The 16,316-nt window shown below is 63.9% G+C and carries 15 protein-coding genes; 7 read left to right on the forward strand and 8 right to left on the reverse strand.

Annotated features, from left to right (window positions below):
- Positions 1 to 9: 9 nt before the first annotated feature.
- From argA to proP, 3 genes are all read left to right on the forward strand, one after another.
- On the forward strand, positions 10 to 1,398 hold the full coding sequence (gene argA, locus PDMSB3_RS13350; protein ID WP_007181245.1) for an amino-acid N-acetyltransferase: 1,389 nt from the start codon (positions 10 to 12) through the stop codon (positions 1,396 to 1,398).
- A gap of 55 nt (positions 1,399 to 1,453) precedes the next feature.
- Positions 1,454 to 1,726, forward strand: coding sequence for an oxidative damage protection protein (locus PDMSB3_RS13355; protein WP_007181244.1), 273 nt, complete (start codon positions 1,454 to 1,456; stop codon positions 1,724 to 1,726).
- A gap of 707 nt (positions 1,727 to 2,433) precedes the next feature.
- Positions 2,434 to 3,936: a glycine betaine/L-proline transporter ProP gene (gene proP / locus PDMSB3_RS13360; RefSeq protein ID WP_007181243.1), complete on the forward strand. Its 1,503-nt coding sequence runs from the start codon at positions 2,434 to 2,436 to the stop codon at positions 3,934 to 3,936.
- A gap of 80 nt (positions 3,937 to 4,016) precedes the next feature.
- Here proP and PDMSB3_RS13365 read toward each other — a convergent pair whose 3' ends face one another.
- The 4 genes from PDMSB3_RS13365 to PDMSB3_RS13380 form a co-directional block, all read right to left on the reverse strand.
- The gene (locus PDMSB3_RS13365) at positions 4,017 to 4,505 is read right to left on the reverse strand and encodes a metallophosphoesterase family protein (protein WP_007181242.1); all 489 of its coding nucleotides are present in this window, start codon (positions 4,503 to 4,505) and stop codon (positions 4,017 to 4,019) included.
- Positions 4,506 to 4,633: 128 nt separating this feature from the next.
- A complete protein-coding gene (locus PDMSB3_RS13370) occupies positions 4,634 to 5,443 on the reverse strand; it encodes a hypothetical protein (RefSeq protein ID WP_165186588.1) in 810 nt (269 codons plus the stop codon).
- 205 nt (positions 5,444 to 5,648) lie between these two features.
- Positions 5,649 to 6,065, reverse strand: coding sequence for a VOC family protein (locus PDMSB3_RS13375; RefSeq protein ID WP_165186590.1), 417 nt, complete (start codon positions 6,063 to 6,065; stop codon positions 5,649 to 5,651).
- Positions 6,062 to 6,610: a helix-turn-helix domain-containing protein gene (locus PDMSB3_RS13380; RefSeq protein WP_165186592.1), complete on the reverse strand. Its 549-nt coding sequence runs from the start codon at positions 6,608 to 6,610 to the stop codon at positions 6,062 to 6,064. Before PDMSB3_RS13380 ends, PDMSB3_RS13375 begins: the two co-directional genes overlap by 4 nt.
- 302 nt (positions 6,611 to 6,912) lie before the next feature.
- Between PDMSB3_RS13380 and PDMSB3_RS13385 the strand changes: the two genes are divergently transcribed.
- From PDMSB3_RS13385 to PDMSB3_RS13395, 3 genes are all read left to right on the forward strand, one after another.
- On the forward strand, positions 6,913 to 9,333 hold the full coding sequence (locus tag PDMSB3_RS13385) for a glucose/quinate/shikimate family membrane-bound PQQ-dependent dehydrogenase (RefSeq protein WP_165186594.1): 2,421 nt from the start codon (positions 6,913 to 6,915) through the stop codon (positions 9,331 to 9,333).
- A gap of 407 nt (positions 9,334 to 9,740) precedes the next feature.
- Positions 9,741 to 10,646 (forward strand): AEC family transporter, encoded by a 906-nt coding sequence (locus tag PDMSB3_RS13390; RefSeq protein ID WP_007181238.1) that lies wholly within the window; start codon positions 9,741 to 9,743, stop codon positions 10,644 to 10,646.
- A gap of 9 nt (positions 10,647 to 10,655) precedes the next feature.
- Positions 10,656 to 11,792, forward strand: a complete 1,137-nt coding sequence (locus tag PDMSB3_RS13395) for an FUSC family protein (RefSeq protein ID WP_007181237.1) — start codon at positions 10,656 to 10,658, stop codon at positions 11,790 to 11,792.
- Between the two features lie 12 nt (positions 11,793 to 11,804).
- On the opposite strand, the gene PDMSB3_RS13400 is transcribed toward PDMSB3_RS13395, so the two are convergent.
- From PDMSB3_RS13400 to PDMSB3_RS13415, 4 genes are read right to left on the reverse strand one after another with little or no spacing between them, the layout of a single operon-like run.
- Entirely contained in the window at positions 11,805 to 13,097 is a 1,293-nt protein-coding gene (locus PDMSB3_RS13400) for an NAD(P)/FAD-dependent oxidoreductase (RefSeq protein WP_197740233.1), read from the reverse strand.
- A gap of 7 nt (positions 13,098 to 13,104) precedes the next feature.
- Positions 13,105 to 13,851 (reverse strand): amino acid ABC transporter ATP-binding protein, encoded by a 747-nt coding sequence (locus PDMSB3_RS13405; RefSeq protein WP_007181235.1) that lies wholly within the window; start codon positions 13,849 to 13,851, stop codon positions 13,105 to 13,107.
- Complete coding sequence (locus PDMSB3_RS13410; protein ID WP_007181234.1) at positions 13,848 to 14,504, reverse strand: amino acid ABC transporter permease; 657 nt, start codon at positions 14,502 to 14,504, stop codon at positions 13,848 to 13,850. The genes PDMSB3_RS13405 and PDMSB3_RS13410 overlap by 4 nt, the downstream gene beginning before the upstream one ends.
- A gap of 29 nt (positions 14,505 to 14,533) precedes the next feature.
- Positions 14,534 to 15,298, reverse strand: a complete 765-nt coding sequence (locus PDMSB3_RS13415; protein ID WP_007181233.1) for a substrate-binding periplasmic protein — start codon at positions 15,296 to 15,298, stop codon at positions 14,534 to 14,536.
- A 153-nt stretch (positions 15,299 to 15,451) separates the two neighbouring features.
- Between PDMSB3_RS13415 and PDMSB3_RS13420 the strand changes: the two genes are divergently transcribed.
- Positions 15,452 to 16,276: an IclR family transcriptional regulator gene (locus tag PDMSB3_RS13420; RefSeq protein WP_007181232.1), complete on the forward strand. Its 825-nt coding sequence runs from the start codon at positions 15,452 to 15,454 to the stop codon at positions 16,274 to 16,276.
- Positions 16,277 to 16,316: the final 40 nt, after the last annotated feature.

A 16,316-nucleotide genomic window follows, 5' to 3' on the forward strand; every position in this document is an offset into this window, starting at 1 on the left:
ATCCCCGGCATGAATTCCCAAACCGACCTCGTCCCCGCGCCCGCGAGCGCTCCGGCCCCCGCCGCAGCAACGGAAAACCTCGCACAGCACGCGCAATTCGTCGACTGGATGCGCTCAGTCGCCCCTTACATCCATGCGTTCCGTAACAAGACGTTCGTCGTCGGTTTCGGCGGCGAGGTGGTGCATCAGGGGCTCCTGAATGCGCTCGTGTCCGACATCGCGCTCTTGCAGGCCATGGGCATCCAGATCGTGCTGGTGCATGGCTCGCGGCCGCAGGTCGAAGAACAGATGAGCCTGCACGGCGTGGAATCCGAGTTTTCGCACGGCATGCGCATTACCGACGCGCGCGCGCTCGAGTCCGCGAAAGAGGCGGCAGGCGAAGTGCGTCTGGATATCGAGGCCGCGATCAGCCAGGGGTTGCCGAATACGCCAATGGCGCACGCGCACATCAGCGTGGTGTCGGGCAACTTCGTGACGGCGCGGCCGGTCGGCATTCTCGACGGGGTCGATTTCGCCCACACCGGCGTAGTGCGCAAAATCGACGCCGATTCGATCCGCCACTCGCTGGCAAGCCGCAAGCTGGTGCTGCTCTCGCCGCTCGGCTTCTCGCCCACCGGTGAGGCCTTCAATCTGTCTATGGAAGACGTGGCGTCCGCCGCGGCAATCGCGCTGCGCGCCGACAAGATCGTGTTCCTGACCGAAACGCCCGGCCTGATGCAAGCCGGCGAAGACGGCCCCGAACTGGTGCGCGAACTGTCGCTCGACGACGCCTACAAGCTGCATGAAAGCGGCGAAGTCACCGGCGACGCCGGCTTCTACCTGAAGCACTCGATCCGCGCCTGCCGCGGCGGCGTGGCGCGGGCGCACATCATCCCTTACGCGCTCGACGGCAGTCTGCTGCTCGAGCTGTTCCTGCACGACGGCGTGGGCACGATGATCTCGTACGAGAATCTGGAAAGCCTGCGCGAAGCCACGCCGGACGACGTCGGCGGCATTCTGGCGCTGATCGAGCCGCTCGAATCCGACGGCACGCTGGTGCGGCGAGGGCGTCACCAGATCGAACGCGACATCGACCATTTCTCGGTGATCGAGCACGATGGCGTGCTGTTCGGCTGCGCGGCGCTGTATCCGTACACACAGGAGCGCATCGGCGAAATGGCCTGCCTGACGGTCGCCCCCGAAGCGCAAGGCACCGGCGACGGTGAGCGGCTGTTGAAGCGCATCGAGCAGCGCGCGCGGGCGCGCGGCCTGACGCGTATTTTCGTGCTCACCACGCGCACCGAGCACTGGTTCCTCAAACGCGGCTTCGTCAAGGTCACGGTCGACGACCTGCCGGAAGACCGCCGCCGACTCTATAACTGGCAACGCAAGTCGCTCGTGCTGATGAAACAGCTCTGAGCGGCCCTATCTATAGCGACTGTCGCCCCCACACCGATTCCAGGAGAAGCACAGCATGACTCGTATGGTTCAATGCGCGAAGCTCGGCAAGGAAGCCGAAGGCCTCGATTTCCCGCCGCTGCCCGGCGAACTCGGCAAGCGGATCTACGAAAGCATTTCGAAGGAAGCCTGGCAGGCCTGGTTGAAGCAGCAAACCATGCTGATCAACGAAAACCGCCTGAACATGGCCGATCCGCGCGCACGTCAATACCTGATGAAGCAGACCGAAAAGTTCTTCTTCGGTGAAGGCGCGGACACGGCGCAGGGTTACGTGCCGCCGTCGGCGTAATCTAACGCTTGCGCGCTTCAGGCTGCATCAGCGGAATCCGCGCCCCGTGCGCGGATTTTTTTCGCCTGCGCTGCCGGAAATCATCCCATCGATCAGGCGGCGTTCGGCTGGCCACTCGTCGCCGTGGGGAAATTCTCCAAACGGTACATTTCGAACCATTTTTAAGCCGTGTCTCCAGACGGCCAGGATCGCCCCAATCCTACGCCCCGCAAGGGATTGAACGTCCTTGCCAAGGCCTCCGCCCGGCACCGGGTTTGCACGATCCTCCGTCATCGTGCTATCATGTGCACCGTTCCAACAGCATTTCACCTACATTCACGTTCTCTTCAATCTGGCGCGAAGTGAGTGCGCCGGACCGAATCGAACAGTTTTTATACAAGAAGGCTTGTCGGTCGTTTCCCGTTTCATGCCACCGCATGAGCGGCGAATACAGCACCGGCCTTTTTCGTTTCAAGCCTTCCGGCGGCGCGTGGGCCAGCTTTCAGCCACCCGGCGCCCTCATGCATCTGCCCCCCTTCCACGGCCACGCAGGTGCAACAGTCAGCACAATCTAGACGAGTGTTTTTTCGCGACCTGTCTCGCGAGGCACGGGCGTTCTGTTTTCCATCCCGCCCAGCTCTGTCGCCCTTGAATGGCGAGGGAGACGCTTTCGCCTTGCTCGCGACATTGCACTTCCCAGCAACCGTGGCGGAACGTTCACGTGCATCATGAGTTTCGTCGCAGTCATTGGAGTTTTCACCTTGACCGCTTCCAGCAACGGCTTCTGGCGACACCACAAAGAAGAACAACGCCTCTCTCTGGACGACATCACCGTCGTCGACAAATCTCTCCTCAAGCGGGCCGTCGGCGCGATGGCGCTCGGCAACGCAATGGAATGGTTCGATTTCGGCGTGTACAGCTATATCGCCGTCACGCTCGGCAAAGTGTTCTTTCCGTCGTCGAGTCCGTCCGCCCAGTTGCTCGCCACCTTCGGCACGTTCGCCGCGGCGTTTCTCGTGCGGCCGGTCGGCGGCATGGTGTTCGGGCCGCTCGGCGACCGCATCGGCCGTCAGCGCGTGCTGGCCATGACCATGATCATGATGGCGCTCGGCACGTTCGCGATCGGTCTGATCCCGAGCTACGCGACCATCGGCATTTTCGCGCCGGTGCTGCTGCTGGTTGCGCGTCTGGTGCAAGGCTTCTCGACCGGCGGCGAGTACGGCGGCGCGGCGACCTTCATCGCCGAATTCTCGACCGACAAGCGCCGCGGTTTCATGGGCAGCTTTCTCGAGTTCGGTACGCTGATCGGCTATGTACTCGGCGCGGGCACGGTGGCCGTGCTGACCGCGACGCTGCCGAACGACGCGCTGCTGTCGTGGGGCTGGCGTGTGCCGTTCCTGATCGCGGGTCCGCTGGGCCTGGTGGGTCTGTATATCCGGATGAAGCTCGAAGAAACGCCCGCGTTCAGGAAGCAGGCCGAGCAGCGCGAAGCGGAAGACAAGGCGTTGCCAAGGCAATCGTTCCGCGAATTGCTCATGCAGCAATGGAAGCCGCTGCTGCTATGCGTCGGCCTCGTGCTGATCTTCAACGTCACTGATTACATGGCGCTTTCGTATCTGCCGAGCTATCTGTCGGCCACGCTGCACTTCAACGAAACGCACGGCCTGTTCCTCGTGCTGCTCGTGATGGCATTGATGATGCCCATGACGCTCGCCGCCGGCCGCCTGTCCGACACGATCGGCCGCAAGCCGGTGATGCTGTTCGGTTGCGTGGGTCTGTTCGCGCTGTCGATTCCCGCCCTGCTGCTGATCCGCATGGGCACGGTGCTGCCGGTGTTCGGCGGCCTGATGATTCTCGGCGTGCTGCTGTCGTGCTTTACCGGCGTGATGCCGTCGGCGTTGCCGGCGCTGTTCCCGACCAGAATCCGCTACGGCGCGCTCGCCATCGGCTTCAATATCTCGGTGTCGCTGTTCGGCGGTACGACGCCGCTCGTCACGGCGTGGCTGGTCGAGCGCACCGGCAATCTGATGATGCCCGCGTACTACCTGATGGGCGCGTCGTTGATCGGCATCGTCTCGGTGATGGCGCTGCGCGAAACCGCCCGCAAGCCGCTGCCCGGCTCGGGCCCGTGCGTGGCGACGCGCGCGGAAGCGCATGCCGTGCTGCGCGGCGAGCGTGAAGCCGAAGAGATGGATGAAGGTTATGCGGCAACGGCCACGGCGCGAGCCTGAGCATAGGCTGAGTCACGGTTGGCGCAAGGGTTGTCCGTGAGTTGTACGAGTGCGGGCCGGCAAATCTGTCGGCCCGTTCTTTATGGCATCAGTGAATCGAAGCTTGCGGTTACGCTCGCCCCTTCGACGATCAGGATTGCAGCCGAAACCGGCAGTTTGAAGCGCCGTGGCCCGGCACTGCCCGGATTGACGAACAGCACGTTGTCGCGCTCGCTGATCGACGGCTTGTGCGAGTGGCCGGTCACCACCACGCCGATACCCTCGCTGCGCGGATCGGTGCCCACGTCGGCGATGTCGTGCACGACGAGAATCGTCACCTGCTGCACGGTCAACGTGGCGTGCGTCGGCAACGATGCGGCCCAGTCGCCGGTGTCGTTGTTGCCCCGCACGGCCGTGACCGGCGCAATCTGCCTGAGCGCTTCGAGCACGGCTTCGTTGCAGATATCGCCTGCGTGAATGATCGCGTCGCAACCCGCCAGATATTGCAATGCCTCGGGGCGTACGAGGTTGTGCGTGTCGGAGATCAGGCCGACTCTTGTGCGTGTGGATGGTCGATTGCGCGAAGTCATGTCGGCAGTATCGGGCAAATGAGCGGAGCGTGTGCGCGGTCGTTTTGCTTGAAGAGGCGTGCCGTGTGTTTCGAATCGCAACTACGGAGTGCGATGAACCGCGCTAAGCCGCAGTTCATCAAGCACGCTCAATCCGCCGACTGCCGTTCGGCAAGCTCACGCGCTACGGCCTGCACCGGCCGCTTCGCGCCGAGCATCCGCCTCGTCGCGCCCTGCACGACGATCGAGACCACGGCTGCGCACACGAAGCTCAGCCACACACCGTACCGCGGCAGCATGGTCGCCGTCACGGCAAAGAATGCCGCGAACGAGGCACGGCCAATCACCATGCCGCGCATCAGCAACGCGACGAAGTCCGCGCCATGCGCGCGCTGCGCCGAGATCGCGAGCACGATGCCGAGCAAGGGAAATACCGAGAACAGTCCGCTCCACGTCGCGCCCATCGACGCGGACAGCGTGGTCACCACGACCGTCAGCAGCGCGCCGGCGAGCATACGCATGGCGAGATCCCCGAGCCCGAGGCGCGCCGCCGGCACGTGACCGGTCACGCGCGGCAAGCCGCTTTGCGACACCGCCACGGCCACACAGGCCGCCGCCGCCGCGCATGCGAGGCTCGCAGGGATCTGCGTGAGCAGCATCGCCACGCCGGCCCAGCCCACCAGCCCGACGACCAGCGCGAGCGGCCACACAAAACGCCGGCAGCTCCAAGCGTACGCAAAATTGAAGGCTTCCGACGCGGCGATCGCCGCAATCGAGGCGGCCGACGTCTGCGCCGCGAACGACGAACCGCGCTCCAGCGCAAGCAACAGCACGATGGGCCCGGCGACGACCGGCAGCCCCGCGAGCCACCCCGCCACCGACGGTCCCCACACGCGTCCGGCCACGGTCAGCGCAGCGAGAAACGCCGGCACCAGCATGAGCTTGAGAACGAGCAGCATGTTTACGCTTCCTGCATGTGCCTGATGCTTCCGTGCATGTCCGGCGAGCTATTTCTGTTCACCGCATTCCCTCGCCATGACAATCGCTCGCGCACGGTCGTAGTGAGCGCACCCTCGTTCCTGACGAACAGCAAAGCCGGCGACAAACCGCCAGTGTGAAGCCGTTGGGCACCCGCCTGTGAAACCGACGACCCCCACGCTCGCATCACCCCGCGCTCCCCGCAGCCTGGATCATCTTCCACCCATTGCCGGCAGGATCACGAAAACCCGCATCGACGCTGCCGAAGCGCTCTACCGGCTCCTGAGTAAATTCCACACCGCAGGCTTTCATCCGGGCATAGCTGGCGCGACAGTCCTCCACCGCGAGGACCAGCGGCGGCATGGCCCCCTTGGCGACCATCGCGCGCAAGGTTTGCGCGGTGGCCTCGTCGTGGATCGGCGGGCCGGGTGTGAACAGGCCGAGCTGAAACGACGGCTGTTCGGGATGCTGGACCGTGAGCCAGCGATAAGCGCCGTTGCGCACGTCCGTATGCACGCGAAATCCGAGCTTGTCGACATAGAACGCGAGCGCTTCATTCTGGTTATCGACATACAGTCCCACCACATTGATACCCTGATTCATGACACCTCCCTGGTTGATGGCCGGACTGTATCTTCGACCGCGCGGCGGCGCTTCTCCAAAACTGCGACGGTGAGATCCGGGCGCTGCGCGGCCTTCAGAACACACGCGGGTACGCGGTCGAGTTGAACCATGCCGGCCTGGGCTCGGGCCTGGACACGCATGGCGCCGGGGCTCTGGCCGGTGATGTCGCGAAAGATGCGGCCGAAGCTCCCCAGGCTCTCCCAGCCAGTGGCAAAGGCAATTTCCGTGATGCCAAGCCCCGTGTCGCGCAACAGGGTGACGGCCTGCTCGATGCGGCGTGTCAGCAGGTAGCGGTGCGGCGGAACGCCGAAGGCGCGCTTGAAGGAGCGCGCGAAATGCGCTTCGGTGACGCCGCTGAGCTCAGCCAGGCGTTTGACGGGCCAGGCCTCGTGCGAGGCGGCGTCCATGCGGTCTTTGGCGCGTAACAGCCGGCGCAGCAGGACCGGATCTTGCAACGCGTCGGCGTCGACCTGTGCGGGGGCCGATACAGGCGGCAGGACGTGATGGTCGTCGCGAGGAGGCATGAGTCCGGGGGGCGCTGGCGGAATGCGTAGTTTAGGCTCGCGCGGGTACTTCGTGGGCCATTCCCGGCGTGCTCATGAAGCCGCGCACTTCGAGTTCGCCGACAAAGCCCTGCCACCGGCGAATCCCAAACCGCCGCAAACATCGGGATAATGCACGTGTTCACCTCACTGTTTTACCGGCCTGCACGAGCCCAGCGAACCGGCCGGATGCATCGCCGGCGTTCGCGCCGGCGTACGAGCGCCGCGGGCATCGCGTGACAGACGGTGCGAGCGGCACCCTTAAGAAAAAGGATGAGGTCATCATGTCCAGACAATCGACATCGCCGGGTTTCATCGTCGTCATCACCCTGCTGTTCACTGCGCTCACCGCGCTCTATCTGCTGATAGGCGGCGCATGGCTGCTTTCGCTCGGCGGGTCCGCGTATTACGTCGTCGCCGGGGTCGTGCTGCTCGGCGTGACCTGGCTGCTGTACCGCCGCAGTCCGGCGGCGCTCGCGCTCTACGCACTCGTGCTGGTCGGCACGGCGATCTGGGCGCTGTGGGAGTCGGGGCCCGACTTCTGGGCGCTCGCGCCGCGCTCCGGCGTGCTCGTGGTGTTCGGCGTATGGCTGCTGCTGCTCGTGAGCTGGCGCCTCGACGCGCCGCGCAAGCTCGGCGTAACGTCGCTAGTCGGTGCGCTCGTGATCTGGGCCGGCGTGCTGGTCTACGCGAGCTTCAACGATCCGCAGACGATCAACGGCACGCTGAGCGCAGCGGCCACAACGCCCGCCGCCAATCCGAACGGCATCGATCCGTCCGACTGGCCAGCCTATGGCCGCACCCAGGAAGGCACGCGCTACGCGCCGCTGCAGCAGATCACGCCCGAAAACGTCAAGAACCTGCAGGTGGCCTGGACCTTCCGCACAGGCGACCTGAAAGGTCCGGACGATCCGGTCGAGATCACCAATGAAGTCACGCCGATCAAGATCGGCAATCTGCTCTATCTTTGTTCGCCCCACCAGATCCTGTTCGCGCTCGACGCGAAGACGGGTGAGCAGAAATGGAAGTTCGACCCGAAACTGCGGCCCGATCCGTCGTTCCAGCACGTGACCTGCCGCGGCGTGTCGTATATCGATCTTTCGGCAAGCGCCGCGACCGCGCAACCCGCCGCGCCCGCGAGCGACACCGCCCCGGCGGCCCCTGCGGCATCGCTGGCCAACGGCGCCTGCATGCGCCGCATCTATCTGCCCGTCAACGACGGCCACCTCTACGCGCTCGACGCGCAGACGGGCGAGCGCTGCGCGGGCTTCGGCAACAACGGCGATCTCGACCTTCAGCACGCGCAACCGGTCACGACGCCGGGCATGTACGAGCCGACCTCGCCGCCGATCGTCACGAACACGGCGATCATCGTGGCGGGCGCGGTGGAAGACAACTTCTCGACGCGCGAACCTTCGGGCGTGATCCGCGGCTTCGACGTGCGCACCGGCCGGTTGCTGTGGGCGTTCGATCCGGGCGCGCAAGACCCGAACAGGATTCCGGGCGCGGGCGAACACTACACCATCGGTTCGCCGAACTCGTGGGCACCCTCCGCCTACGACGCGAAGCTCGACCTCATCTATCTGCCGATGGGCGTGACCACGCCGGACATCTGGGGCGGCAACCGCACGCCCGAGCAGGAGCGCTATGCGAGTGGCCTGCTGGCGCTGCATGCGTCGACGGGCAAACTGGCCTGGTTCTACCAGACCGCGCACCATGACCTGTGGGACATGGACCAGCCGTCGCAGCCCACGCTCGCCGACATCGCCGGCAAGGACGGCAAGACCGTGCCGGTCGTGTATGCGCCCGCCAAGACCGGCAACCTGTTCGTGCTCGATCGCCGCACCGGCACGCCGGTCGTGCCCGCACCCGAAATGCCGGTGCCGCAAGGCGCCGCGCCCGGCGACCACGTTTCGCCCACGCAGCCGTTCTCCGATCTCACGTTCCGCCCGAAGAACCTGCTCACCGACGCCGACATGTGGGGCGCGACGATGTACGACCAGCTCGTGTGCCGCGTGATGTTTCACAAGCTGCGGTATGAAGGCACGTTCACGCCGCCTTCGCTGCAGGGCACGCTGGTGTTTCCGGGCAACCTCGGCATGTTCGAGTGGGGCGGCATTGCCGTCGATACCGACCGGCAGATCGCCATTGCCAACCCGATTGCGCTGCCGTTCGTCTCGCGCCTGATCCCCCGCGGCCCAGGCAATCCGATGCAGCCGGAGCCGGGCGCAAAGGGCAGCGGCACGGAAGCGGGCATCCAGCCGCAATACGGCGTGCCGTACGGCGTGACGCTGAACCCGTTCCTCTCGCCGTTGGGCTTGCCGTGCAAACAGCCGGCCTGGGGCTACATCTCGGCGGTCGATCTGAAGACCAACGAGATCGTGTGGAAGAAGCGCATCGGCACGGTGCGCGACAGCTCGCCGATTCCGCTGCCGTTCAGGATGGGCATGCCGATGCTCGGCGGTCCGATCGTGACGGCGGGCGGCGTCGCGTTCATCGGTGCGACTGCGGACAACTACATCCGCGCGTTCGACGTGAACAACGGCAAGGAACTGTGGCGCGCGCGTCTGCCGGCGGGCGGCCAGGCCACACCGATGAGCTATTCCATCGACGGCCGCCAGTACATCGTGATCGCCGCGGGCGGGCATGGTTCGTTCGGCACCAAGCTCGGCGATTACGTGATGGCTTACGCGTTGCCGCAGTAACGGCTTCCTTCGGGCGCGGCGCGCTGCGCCCGAAGGAAGCGCATCGGCGTTTCGCTCGACCTCTGATCTGACTGCAATGGCATAGACGTAGCGCTCCACGTCTATGCCCGACTCGGTCGACACCTCGCGGGAAGGTGGATCGACCGGCTCTTCGAGCGCCATGACCTGCTGCTTTGCCCGACAATCCATACGCTTGCCGAGCCAATCTCCGCGTCCACCCTGAACCCTGGTTGACAATGCTCCTGTCTTGAACGGCTCACGGTATCCGGCGCGCTCATTTCCCTCCATTCGCATTCGAACCGTTACCGCTCAAGCGGGCAGCACAATGAATTGAGCATTTCGCCATCGCGCAACTGCACGGCGGGCACAATGGCTTCGATCCACTCACCAGATCAGCGAGCGTGGCAATGCACCCGATAATCTTGCTCTTTGTCTGCCTCCTGATCGGCGTGTTACTTCGCCTGACGCACAGGCTGCCGGAGAACGCCTCCAAGGTGTTGGGCGGATGGGTGATCAACGTCGCGTTGCCGGCCGCCGCCATACGCAGTCTTCACCAGGTGTCCGTGCGTGCCGACTGGTGGCTCGCGGCGCTCACACCGTGGGCCGGAGCGATACTTGCGATCATCGTGCTCGTTCCGCTTTGCCGCAGCCTCGGCTGGTCGGCCCGGCGAACGGGTGCGTTGGTACTGGTGGGAGGCTGGGGCAATACTTCTTTTGTCGGCCTGCCAATGATCGCCACCTTTGCAGGAAGCCAGTGGCTAGGGCTGGGCATCGTGATCGATCTGCTCGGTTCGTATCTTGCGCTGTCCACGCTTGGACTGGTGGTGGCGACTGTCGCAAGCACCGGGCGCATGAACTGGCGCGCGGTTGTCCTGCGGATCGCAACGTTTCCACCGTTTTTCGCGATCATCATCGCGTTCGCGACCAATCATCTGGAACGGCCGGAGTGGCTGACACAAACAATCGACTCGCTGGCCAATACGCTGACGCCCGTGGCGCTCGCTGCCGTCGGATACGCGCTGCGCGTCGACCGTATTGCCGGACGCATCGGCGCACTTCTGGTCGGACTGGGGTTCCGGCTTCTTCTCGCACCGCTCGCGATCCTGGTCGCCTATGTCGCCGTGAGCAGAGCCAGCGATCCCGTCGCGCAGGTTGCCATGCTCGAGATGGCCATGCCGCCCATGCTCGGCGCCAGTATCATTGCCATCGATCACGATCTCGAGCCCGATCTGGTCGCGTTGCTGATCGGTTTGGGAGTGCCGCTGTCCATTGCGAGCGCCCTGGCGTGGTGGTCGGCTATCGGCCATCTGTAGGTCAACCGAATGAAAAATATCGCGCTGACGGCTGTACTGAATACGCTCCGGGGCTTTCACACTGAACTCTCGCTGGCGAAAGTATTCGAGCGCGCGCCTAGATGCGCGGACGCGATGCTCTCGACGGTCCTCGCCGTCTATGTCGCCCATTGGATCGGCCTTGGCGAAGTCTGGTGGGCCGCCATCTGCGCATTCTCGCTCACAGGCCTCGAACTCAAGGCGGCAGCCAGCCAGGGAATGCAGCAAATCGCCGGATCGGTCTGCGGCGCGTTCATCGGATGGGTACTGTCACAGCACGTGGCCGGCGAGGTCGGCCTGTTCGTCGTTTCGATCACCTGCCTCTCCGTGGTTGGCCTCTATCTGGCGACGAGCCGTGCGGCAAGCTTCATGTGGATCTTATGCACGGCGCTGGCCATATTCATGATTGCCGCAGTGCACGCACACACTGAAACCGATCCTCTGGCTGTGGTGAAAGCGCTGAGCGTCAACGCCGTAGCAGGCACGACCGCTTACTGGATGATCAGTGCGCTGTCCCGTATCGTGCTGCGCCTGTCTGGACGCCGGACGGGCATCGCGGCTCCGGCTCCGAGCGCTTCGCCAGTGACGTCCGCCTCACCGTCCGGCCCGACACTCGGTCGCCTGCGCCACACCATTGTTGGGGCGGCCACTTTATCCGTGCTGGCGTATTTCGCCTACCAGTATCCGCTCGACGGATTTGCCCAGGCAATGACGACGGCGCTCGTCACCCTTCTGGTCCCACTCGATGTCCGGGGCGCATGGTCTTTGGATGCCGTCGTGTTGCGAATGTGCCACCGTCTGCTTGGCTGCCTTTTCGGCAGCGTCATCGTGCTCGCGGTCATGCCTTTTACGGCGGGGCACATGGTCTACTGCATGATCGCTTTATGCGCGTCGATCTGGGTGGCGTGCCATCTCCGTTTCGCCGATCTGAATATAAGTTATGTCGGCACGCAACTGGGAGCGGTGGTCATTCTCGCTTTCGTCCACGATACCGTGTGGCTGAGCGACGACGTCAGCGTGGCTTATGACCGTTTGATCGGCGTCGCTTCGGGCATCGTCGCGCTGGCCGTGGTGCTGGGCCTGGTCAGCAGCATTTTTAGCAGCGGGCCGTTTACGCGGCGAGTATGACCATCGACCCATTCACGACAGCGCATCGAGCAATCCATACCACGCCACGCCGGCACTGATATAGAACCGCTGCAACGCATGAAACGGAATCGGCTCGATAGACGTGGGCGGAAGCGGCAAGCCGCGTGTCGTCCCGCCGATCAAAGCGGCCAGATGCTTTCCCAATGTCGTCGCCATTGCAATGCCGCGTCCGTTGTATCCAAGCGCGATGGTCATGCCTTCAGCCGGCACATGCACGTGCGGCAAGAAATTGCGTGTGATGGCGATCCGGCCGGCCCACCGGTATTCGTATCCGATGTTCTTCAGTTGTGGAAACATCAGCCGGGCGGCACGCTCGAGATGCATCCAGTCCGCGGCGCTGCGAGGCTCGCGAAAAGGGCCGCGCCCGCCCATCAACAGACGCCCGTGGGCATCCTTGCGGAAATAGAGCAGCAGGCGCCGTGAATCGGAAGCCACTTCGCCACCGGGCAGAATCGTTGCGCCAACCTCGTCGGGCAGCGGCTTCGTTGCGACGATAAAGCTGTTCGCTGCGATCACTGATTGCGCGAGGCGCGGCCAAAGGCCATCGGTATAACCGTTGGTTGCCAGCAGGATCTGTTTCGAATCGATGAGCGGACCCTGCGCCGTGCGAATGCGCCACCCCTTCGGGCCCCGCTCCACGCTCGCGGCGCGAGTTCCGCCGTGGATCGCCGCGCCTGCCGTCTGCGCCGCGCGCGCGAGGCCGCGTGCGTAGCTCAACGGATGCACGCTGCCCGCGCGCAAATCCACCCAACCGCCCACGAATGTGTCCGTGCCGAGCCGCCTCGATATCTGCGCACGGTCCAGCAGTTCGACCGGCGCGCCGCGCGCCGCCCACTGCTGCGCCCGGCTGTGAAGCGTGCCGAGCAGCCTGGCCGAATGGGTCGGCTGGATCCAGCCGGCGCGCGTGGCGTTGCACTGAATGCCGTGGCGCCCGATCAGATCGAAAACCGAATCCGCGGCGCCGCCCGCCATCTGCACGAGCGCATCGCCATCGCGTGGGCCGAAGCGCCGGATGAGTTCGTCGGGATCGTATTTCAGGCCGGGAATCACCTGGCCGCCGTTACGGCCGGACGCGCCCCAACCGGGCTCGTTGGCGTCGATCACACAGACCCGCAGGCCTTGTTCCGCCAGATGCAAGGCCGTCGACAAACCCGTGTAACCGGCGCCGACGATCGCCACGTCCGCCGTGACCGGGTCATCGAGCGGCGGCGTATCTACGGCGGGTTCCGCCGTTGCCGCCCAGAGAGAGGGAGGCAGCGGTTCTGCAACTTCAACCAGGCTCATGGTGTATTCAAATCCGGGGGGCTTCGGTAAGCACGGGCATCCTGCCGAGAAATTCGCGTGTGCGAGGATTGCGCGGACGTTCGAACAGATCGGCGGCTGACCCTTCTTCATGGATCGTGCCGTCATGAAGAAAACACACACGGTCGGCCACTTCACGCGCAAAGCCCATTTCATGGGTGACGACGATCATGGTCATGCCGTCGTCGGCGAGTTGGCGCATGACGCCGAGCACTTCGCCCACCAGTTCCGGGTCGAGTGCCGAGGTGGGCTCGTCGAAGAGAATCGCCTTCGGCTGCATGGCCAGTGCGCGCGCAATCGCCACACGCTGCTGCTGTCCGCCCGACATTTCGGCCGGGTAAGCGTTCATGCGGTGCGCGAGGCCGACCTTGTCGAGCAGATGGCGGGCTCGCTCGCGGGCTTGTGTACGCGCTTCCTTTCTGACGAACACGGGGCCTTCGAACACGTTTTCCAGTGCGGTTCGATGCGGAAACAGGTTGAAACGCTGGAACACCATGCCGACCTGCGCGCGAAGGTCGTGGATCTGCTTCGATTTCGCGTCGACGGCGTTGCCTTCGACGGTGATCGTCCCGGCGTCATGCCGCTCCAGTCCGTTGATGCAACGAAGCAGCGTCGACTTGCCCGATCCGGACGGACCGATCAGACACACGACCTGGCCGCGTTCGACACTCAGACTGACGCCTTTCAGCACGTGCTGATCGTGAAAGCGCTTGTGAATCGCGTCGACCCTGATCATCGTTTTCCCTTCAATCCGAGGCGGCGTTCGATCCGCCGCAATCCATAGACGAGTGGCAGGCTGAGCCCAAGGTAAAGCAGCGCGACCAGCGTGAAAACCGTCATGTTCTGGAACGTCGACGACGCGATGAGCTGCCCGGCGCGCGTCATTTCGGCGACGGTGATGGTCGACGCGAGCGACGAGTCCTTGAGCATCATCACGAGGGTATTGCCGTACGCCGGCAGTGAGATTCGGAACGCCTGCGGCAACACCACGCGCCGCATGATCATCGCGCCGCGCATGCCGATGGACTGCGCCGCTTCGATCTGCCCGGGATCGATCGCCTGGATGCCCGCGCGAAAGTTTTCCGCCTGATACACCGAGTACGCGACGCCGAGACCAATGAAACCGGCCTGGAACGCCGACAACTGCACACCGAGATCGGGCAGCACAAAGTAGATGTAGAAGAGCTGAACGATGATGGGCAGCCCGCGAATCACGTTGATGAAAGTCGCGGCGGCGTTCGATACGGCGCGGTTGTCGGACACGCGCATGAGCGCGAGCACCAGGCCGAGCACCGTGCTCAGAACGAACGAGCAGAAGGTGATCTCGATCGTGACAACCGCGCCTTTGAGCAGGATCGGCAAAAACTCGATGGCGTTCTGGAAGAACATGGCGGACCGTCCTTATTCGGAAAACGACGTCATTCCACCTGCCACTTCTTGACGATCTGCGTGAGCGTACCGTCGGCCTTGATCTTTCTGATGCCGGCGTTCAATTGCTCCAGCGTCGCCGTGTCGCCCTTGCGCACGACAAAACACACCTGGCCTTTCACCGACGGCTGATATCCGCTGACCAGCCGCAATTGCGGATTCGGATTGTGCTGAAGCTGGTAGGCCAGAATCGGATGGTCGCCGAAGCCCGCCTTGATGCGGCCGAGTGCGACGTCGCGCATGATGTCGGCGACTGAATCGTAGGTGCGCACTTCCTTGAAGATGCCCTTCTTGTTTAACGCGTCGACGAACGCGGTGCCGACCTGCGCGCCGACCACCTCGCCCTTGAGATCGTCCATGGAGGTGTACTGGCCTTTGTCGTCGGCGCGCACGATCAGGCCTTCGCCATAGGAATACACGGTGTCGGAGAAATCCACGATCTGCTCGCGCGCCGGCGTTTTTAGCATGGCCGCCGAGATGATGTCGATCTTCTTCGTGGTCAGCGACGGAATCAGCGCCGAGAACGTGGTCTGCTCGATCTTGACGTCGAAGCCCGCCGCCTTGCCCGTCGCGGTGATCGCATCGACCAGAAGGCCCTGAATCGAATTGGTCTTCACATCGAGAAAGGTGAACGGCACGCCGGTGGCGGTCGCTCCAACTTCGTACGTGGTGGCGGCCACCGACAAGGCCGGCGCACCGGCGAGCAGCAATCCTGTTGCAAAGACACTGGCGAAGCGTTTGGCGAACTGGAACATGAGTCTCTCCACGAGTTGAAGACGGCCGATCGGAATATCGGTATCCATCAGTTGAAGCATGATATTCGAGTCAAAAATATCGACAAACGAAATTTGCGTATCGATATTCGATATGATAAAGTCGGTAGCAGGCGAAAACAATGGGGTGATTCCATGACACGCAAGCAACTCAGCCCGGAGACGGAAGCGCCCCAGGAGCCGGAAGAACCGCCGGACGCACTGTTCAATCAGTCGCTGGAGAAGGGAATCGCGGTGCTGCGCGCGTTCAGCGCCCAGCGCAGGTCGATGACACTGCCGGAAGTCGCGGAGGCAACGTCGATCACCAAAAGCTCCGCGCAGCGCATGATCTACACGCTGGAAAAGCTCGGCTATGTGAGAAAGCATCCGCGTACGAGGCGCTATCAACTGGCGCCGCGCGTGATGCAGATCGGCTTCAACTACCTGGCTGCCGACACGCTGATCGACGTCGCCAATCCGTTTCTGTCCGAACTCACCAATGTCACCGGCGAGACAACCAATCTGACCGAGCCGGATGGCGTCGACATGGTCTATGTGGCGCGGTTCGTGTGTATGAAGTTCGTGCCGATCCACATGCCGATCGGCAGCCGCATTCCGATGTACTGCACGGCGTCGGGACGGGCGTATCTCGCGGCGCTCCCGGACAACGAGTCACGCACGCTGCTGCTGGCCAGCGACCGCGTCGCGCATACGCAATACACCGTGACGGATCTCGACGAGATCGAGACGCGGCTCGCGCTTGGACGGCTCAATGGCTATGCGTCGAACCGCGAGGAACTGTTCATCGGCGATATGACGATCGCGGCGGCCGTGCTCGACGGCGAGCGCCGGCCGGTCGGCGCGGTTCACGTCGTCGCGCCGACGAGCCGCTGGACAGCGGCGGAAGCGGAGGCACGGCTCGCGCCCGCGGTGATCGATTGCGCACGCGGCATCAGCAATTCGATCAGGACGCTTGCCTGAGGGGACGTGCCCCCGTTCCGCAATCCGGCGGCAACGCGGG

Source organism: Paraburkholderia dioscoreae (genome assembly GCF_902459535.1).
Taxonomy (GTDB): Bacteria; Pseudomonadota; Gammaproteobacteria; order Burkholderiales; family Burkholderiaceae; genus Paraburkholderia; species Paraburkholderia dioscoreae.

Bases quoted from the DNA above. Each gene is read 5' to 3' on its own strand.
- argA (WP_007181245.1), top strand. From the start codon at position 10: ATGAATTCCCAAACCGACCTCGTCCCCGCGCCCGCGAGCGCTCCGGCC.
- PDMSB3_RS13355 (WP_007181244.1), top strand. From the start codon at position 1,454: ATGACTCGTATGGTTCAATGCGCGAAGCTCGGCAAGGAAGCCGAAGGC.
- proP (WP_007181243.1), top strand. From the start codon at position 2,434: ATGAGTTTCGTCGCAGTCATTGGAGTTTTCACCTTGACCGCTTCCAGC.
- PDMSB3_RS13365 (WP_007181242.1), bottom strand. From the start codon at position 4,505: ATGACTTCGCGCAATCGACCATCCACACGCACAAGAGTCGGCCTGATC.
- PDMSB3_RS13370 (WP_165186588.1), bottom strand. From the start codon at position 5,443: ATGCTGCTCGTTCTCAAGCTCATGCTGGTGCCGGCGTTTCTCGCTGCG.
- PDMSB3_RS13375 (WP_165186590.1), bottom strand. From the start codon at position 6,065: ATGAATCAGGGTATCAATGTGGTGGGACTGTATGTCGATAACCAGAAT.
- PDMSB3_RS13380 (WP_165186592.1), bottom strand. From the start codon at position 6,610: ATGCCTCCTCGCGACGACCATCACGTCCTGCCGCCTGTATCGGCCCCC.
- PDMSB3_RS13385 (WP_165186594.1), top strand. From the start codon at position 6,913: ATGTCCAGACAATCGACATCGCCGGGTTTCATCGTCGTCATCACCCTG.
- PDMSB3_RS13390 (WP_007181238.1), top strand. From the start codon at position 9,741: ATGCACCCGATAATCTTGCTCTTTGTCTGCCTCCTGATCGGCGTGTTA.
- PDMSB3_RS13395 (WP_007181237.1), top strand. From the start codon at position 10,656: ATGAAAAATATCGCGCTGACGGCTGTACTGAATACGCTCCGGGGCTTT.
- PDMSB3_RS13400 (WP_197740233.1), bottom strand. From the start codon at position 13,097: ATGAGCCTGGTTGAAGTTGCAGAACCGCTGCCTCCCTCTCTCTGGGCG.
- PDMSB3_RS13405 (WP_007181235.1), bottom strand. From the start codon at position 13,851: ATGATCAGGGTCGACGCGATTCACAAGCGCTTTCACGATCAGCACGTG.
- PDMSB3_RS13410 (WP_007181234.1), bottom strand. From the start codon at position 14,504: ATGTTCTTCCAGAACGCCATCGAGTTTTTGCCGATCCTGCTCAAAGGC.
- PDMSB3_RS13415 (WP_007181233.1), bottom strand. From the start codon at position 15,298: ATGTTCCAGTTCGCCAAACGCTTCGCCAGTGTCTTTGCAACAGGATTG.
- PDMSB3_RS13420 (WP_007181232.1), top strand. From the start codon at position 15,452: ATGACACGCAAGCAACTCAGCCCGGAGACGGAAGCGCCCCAGGAGCCG.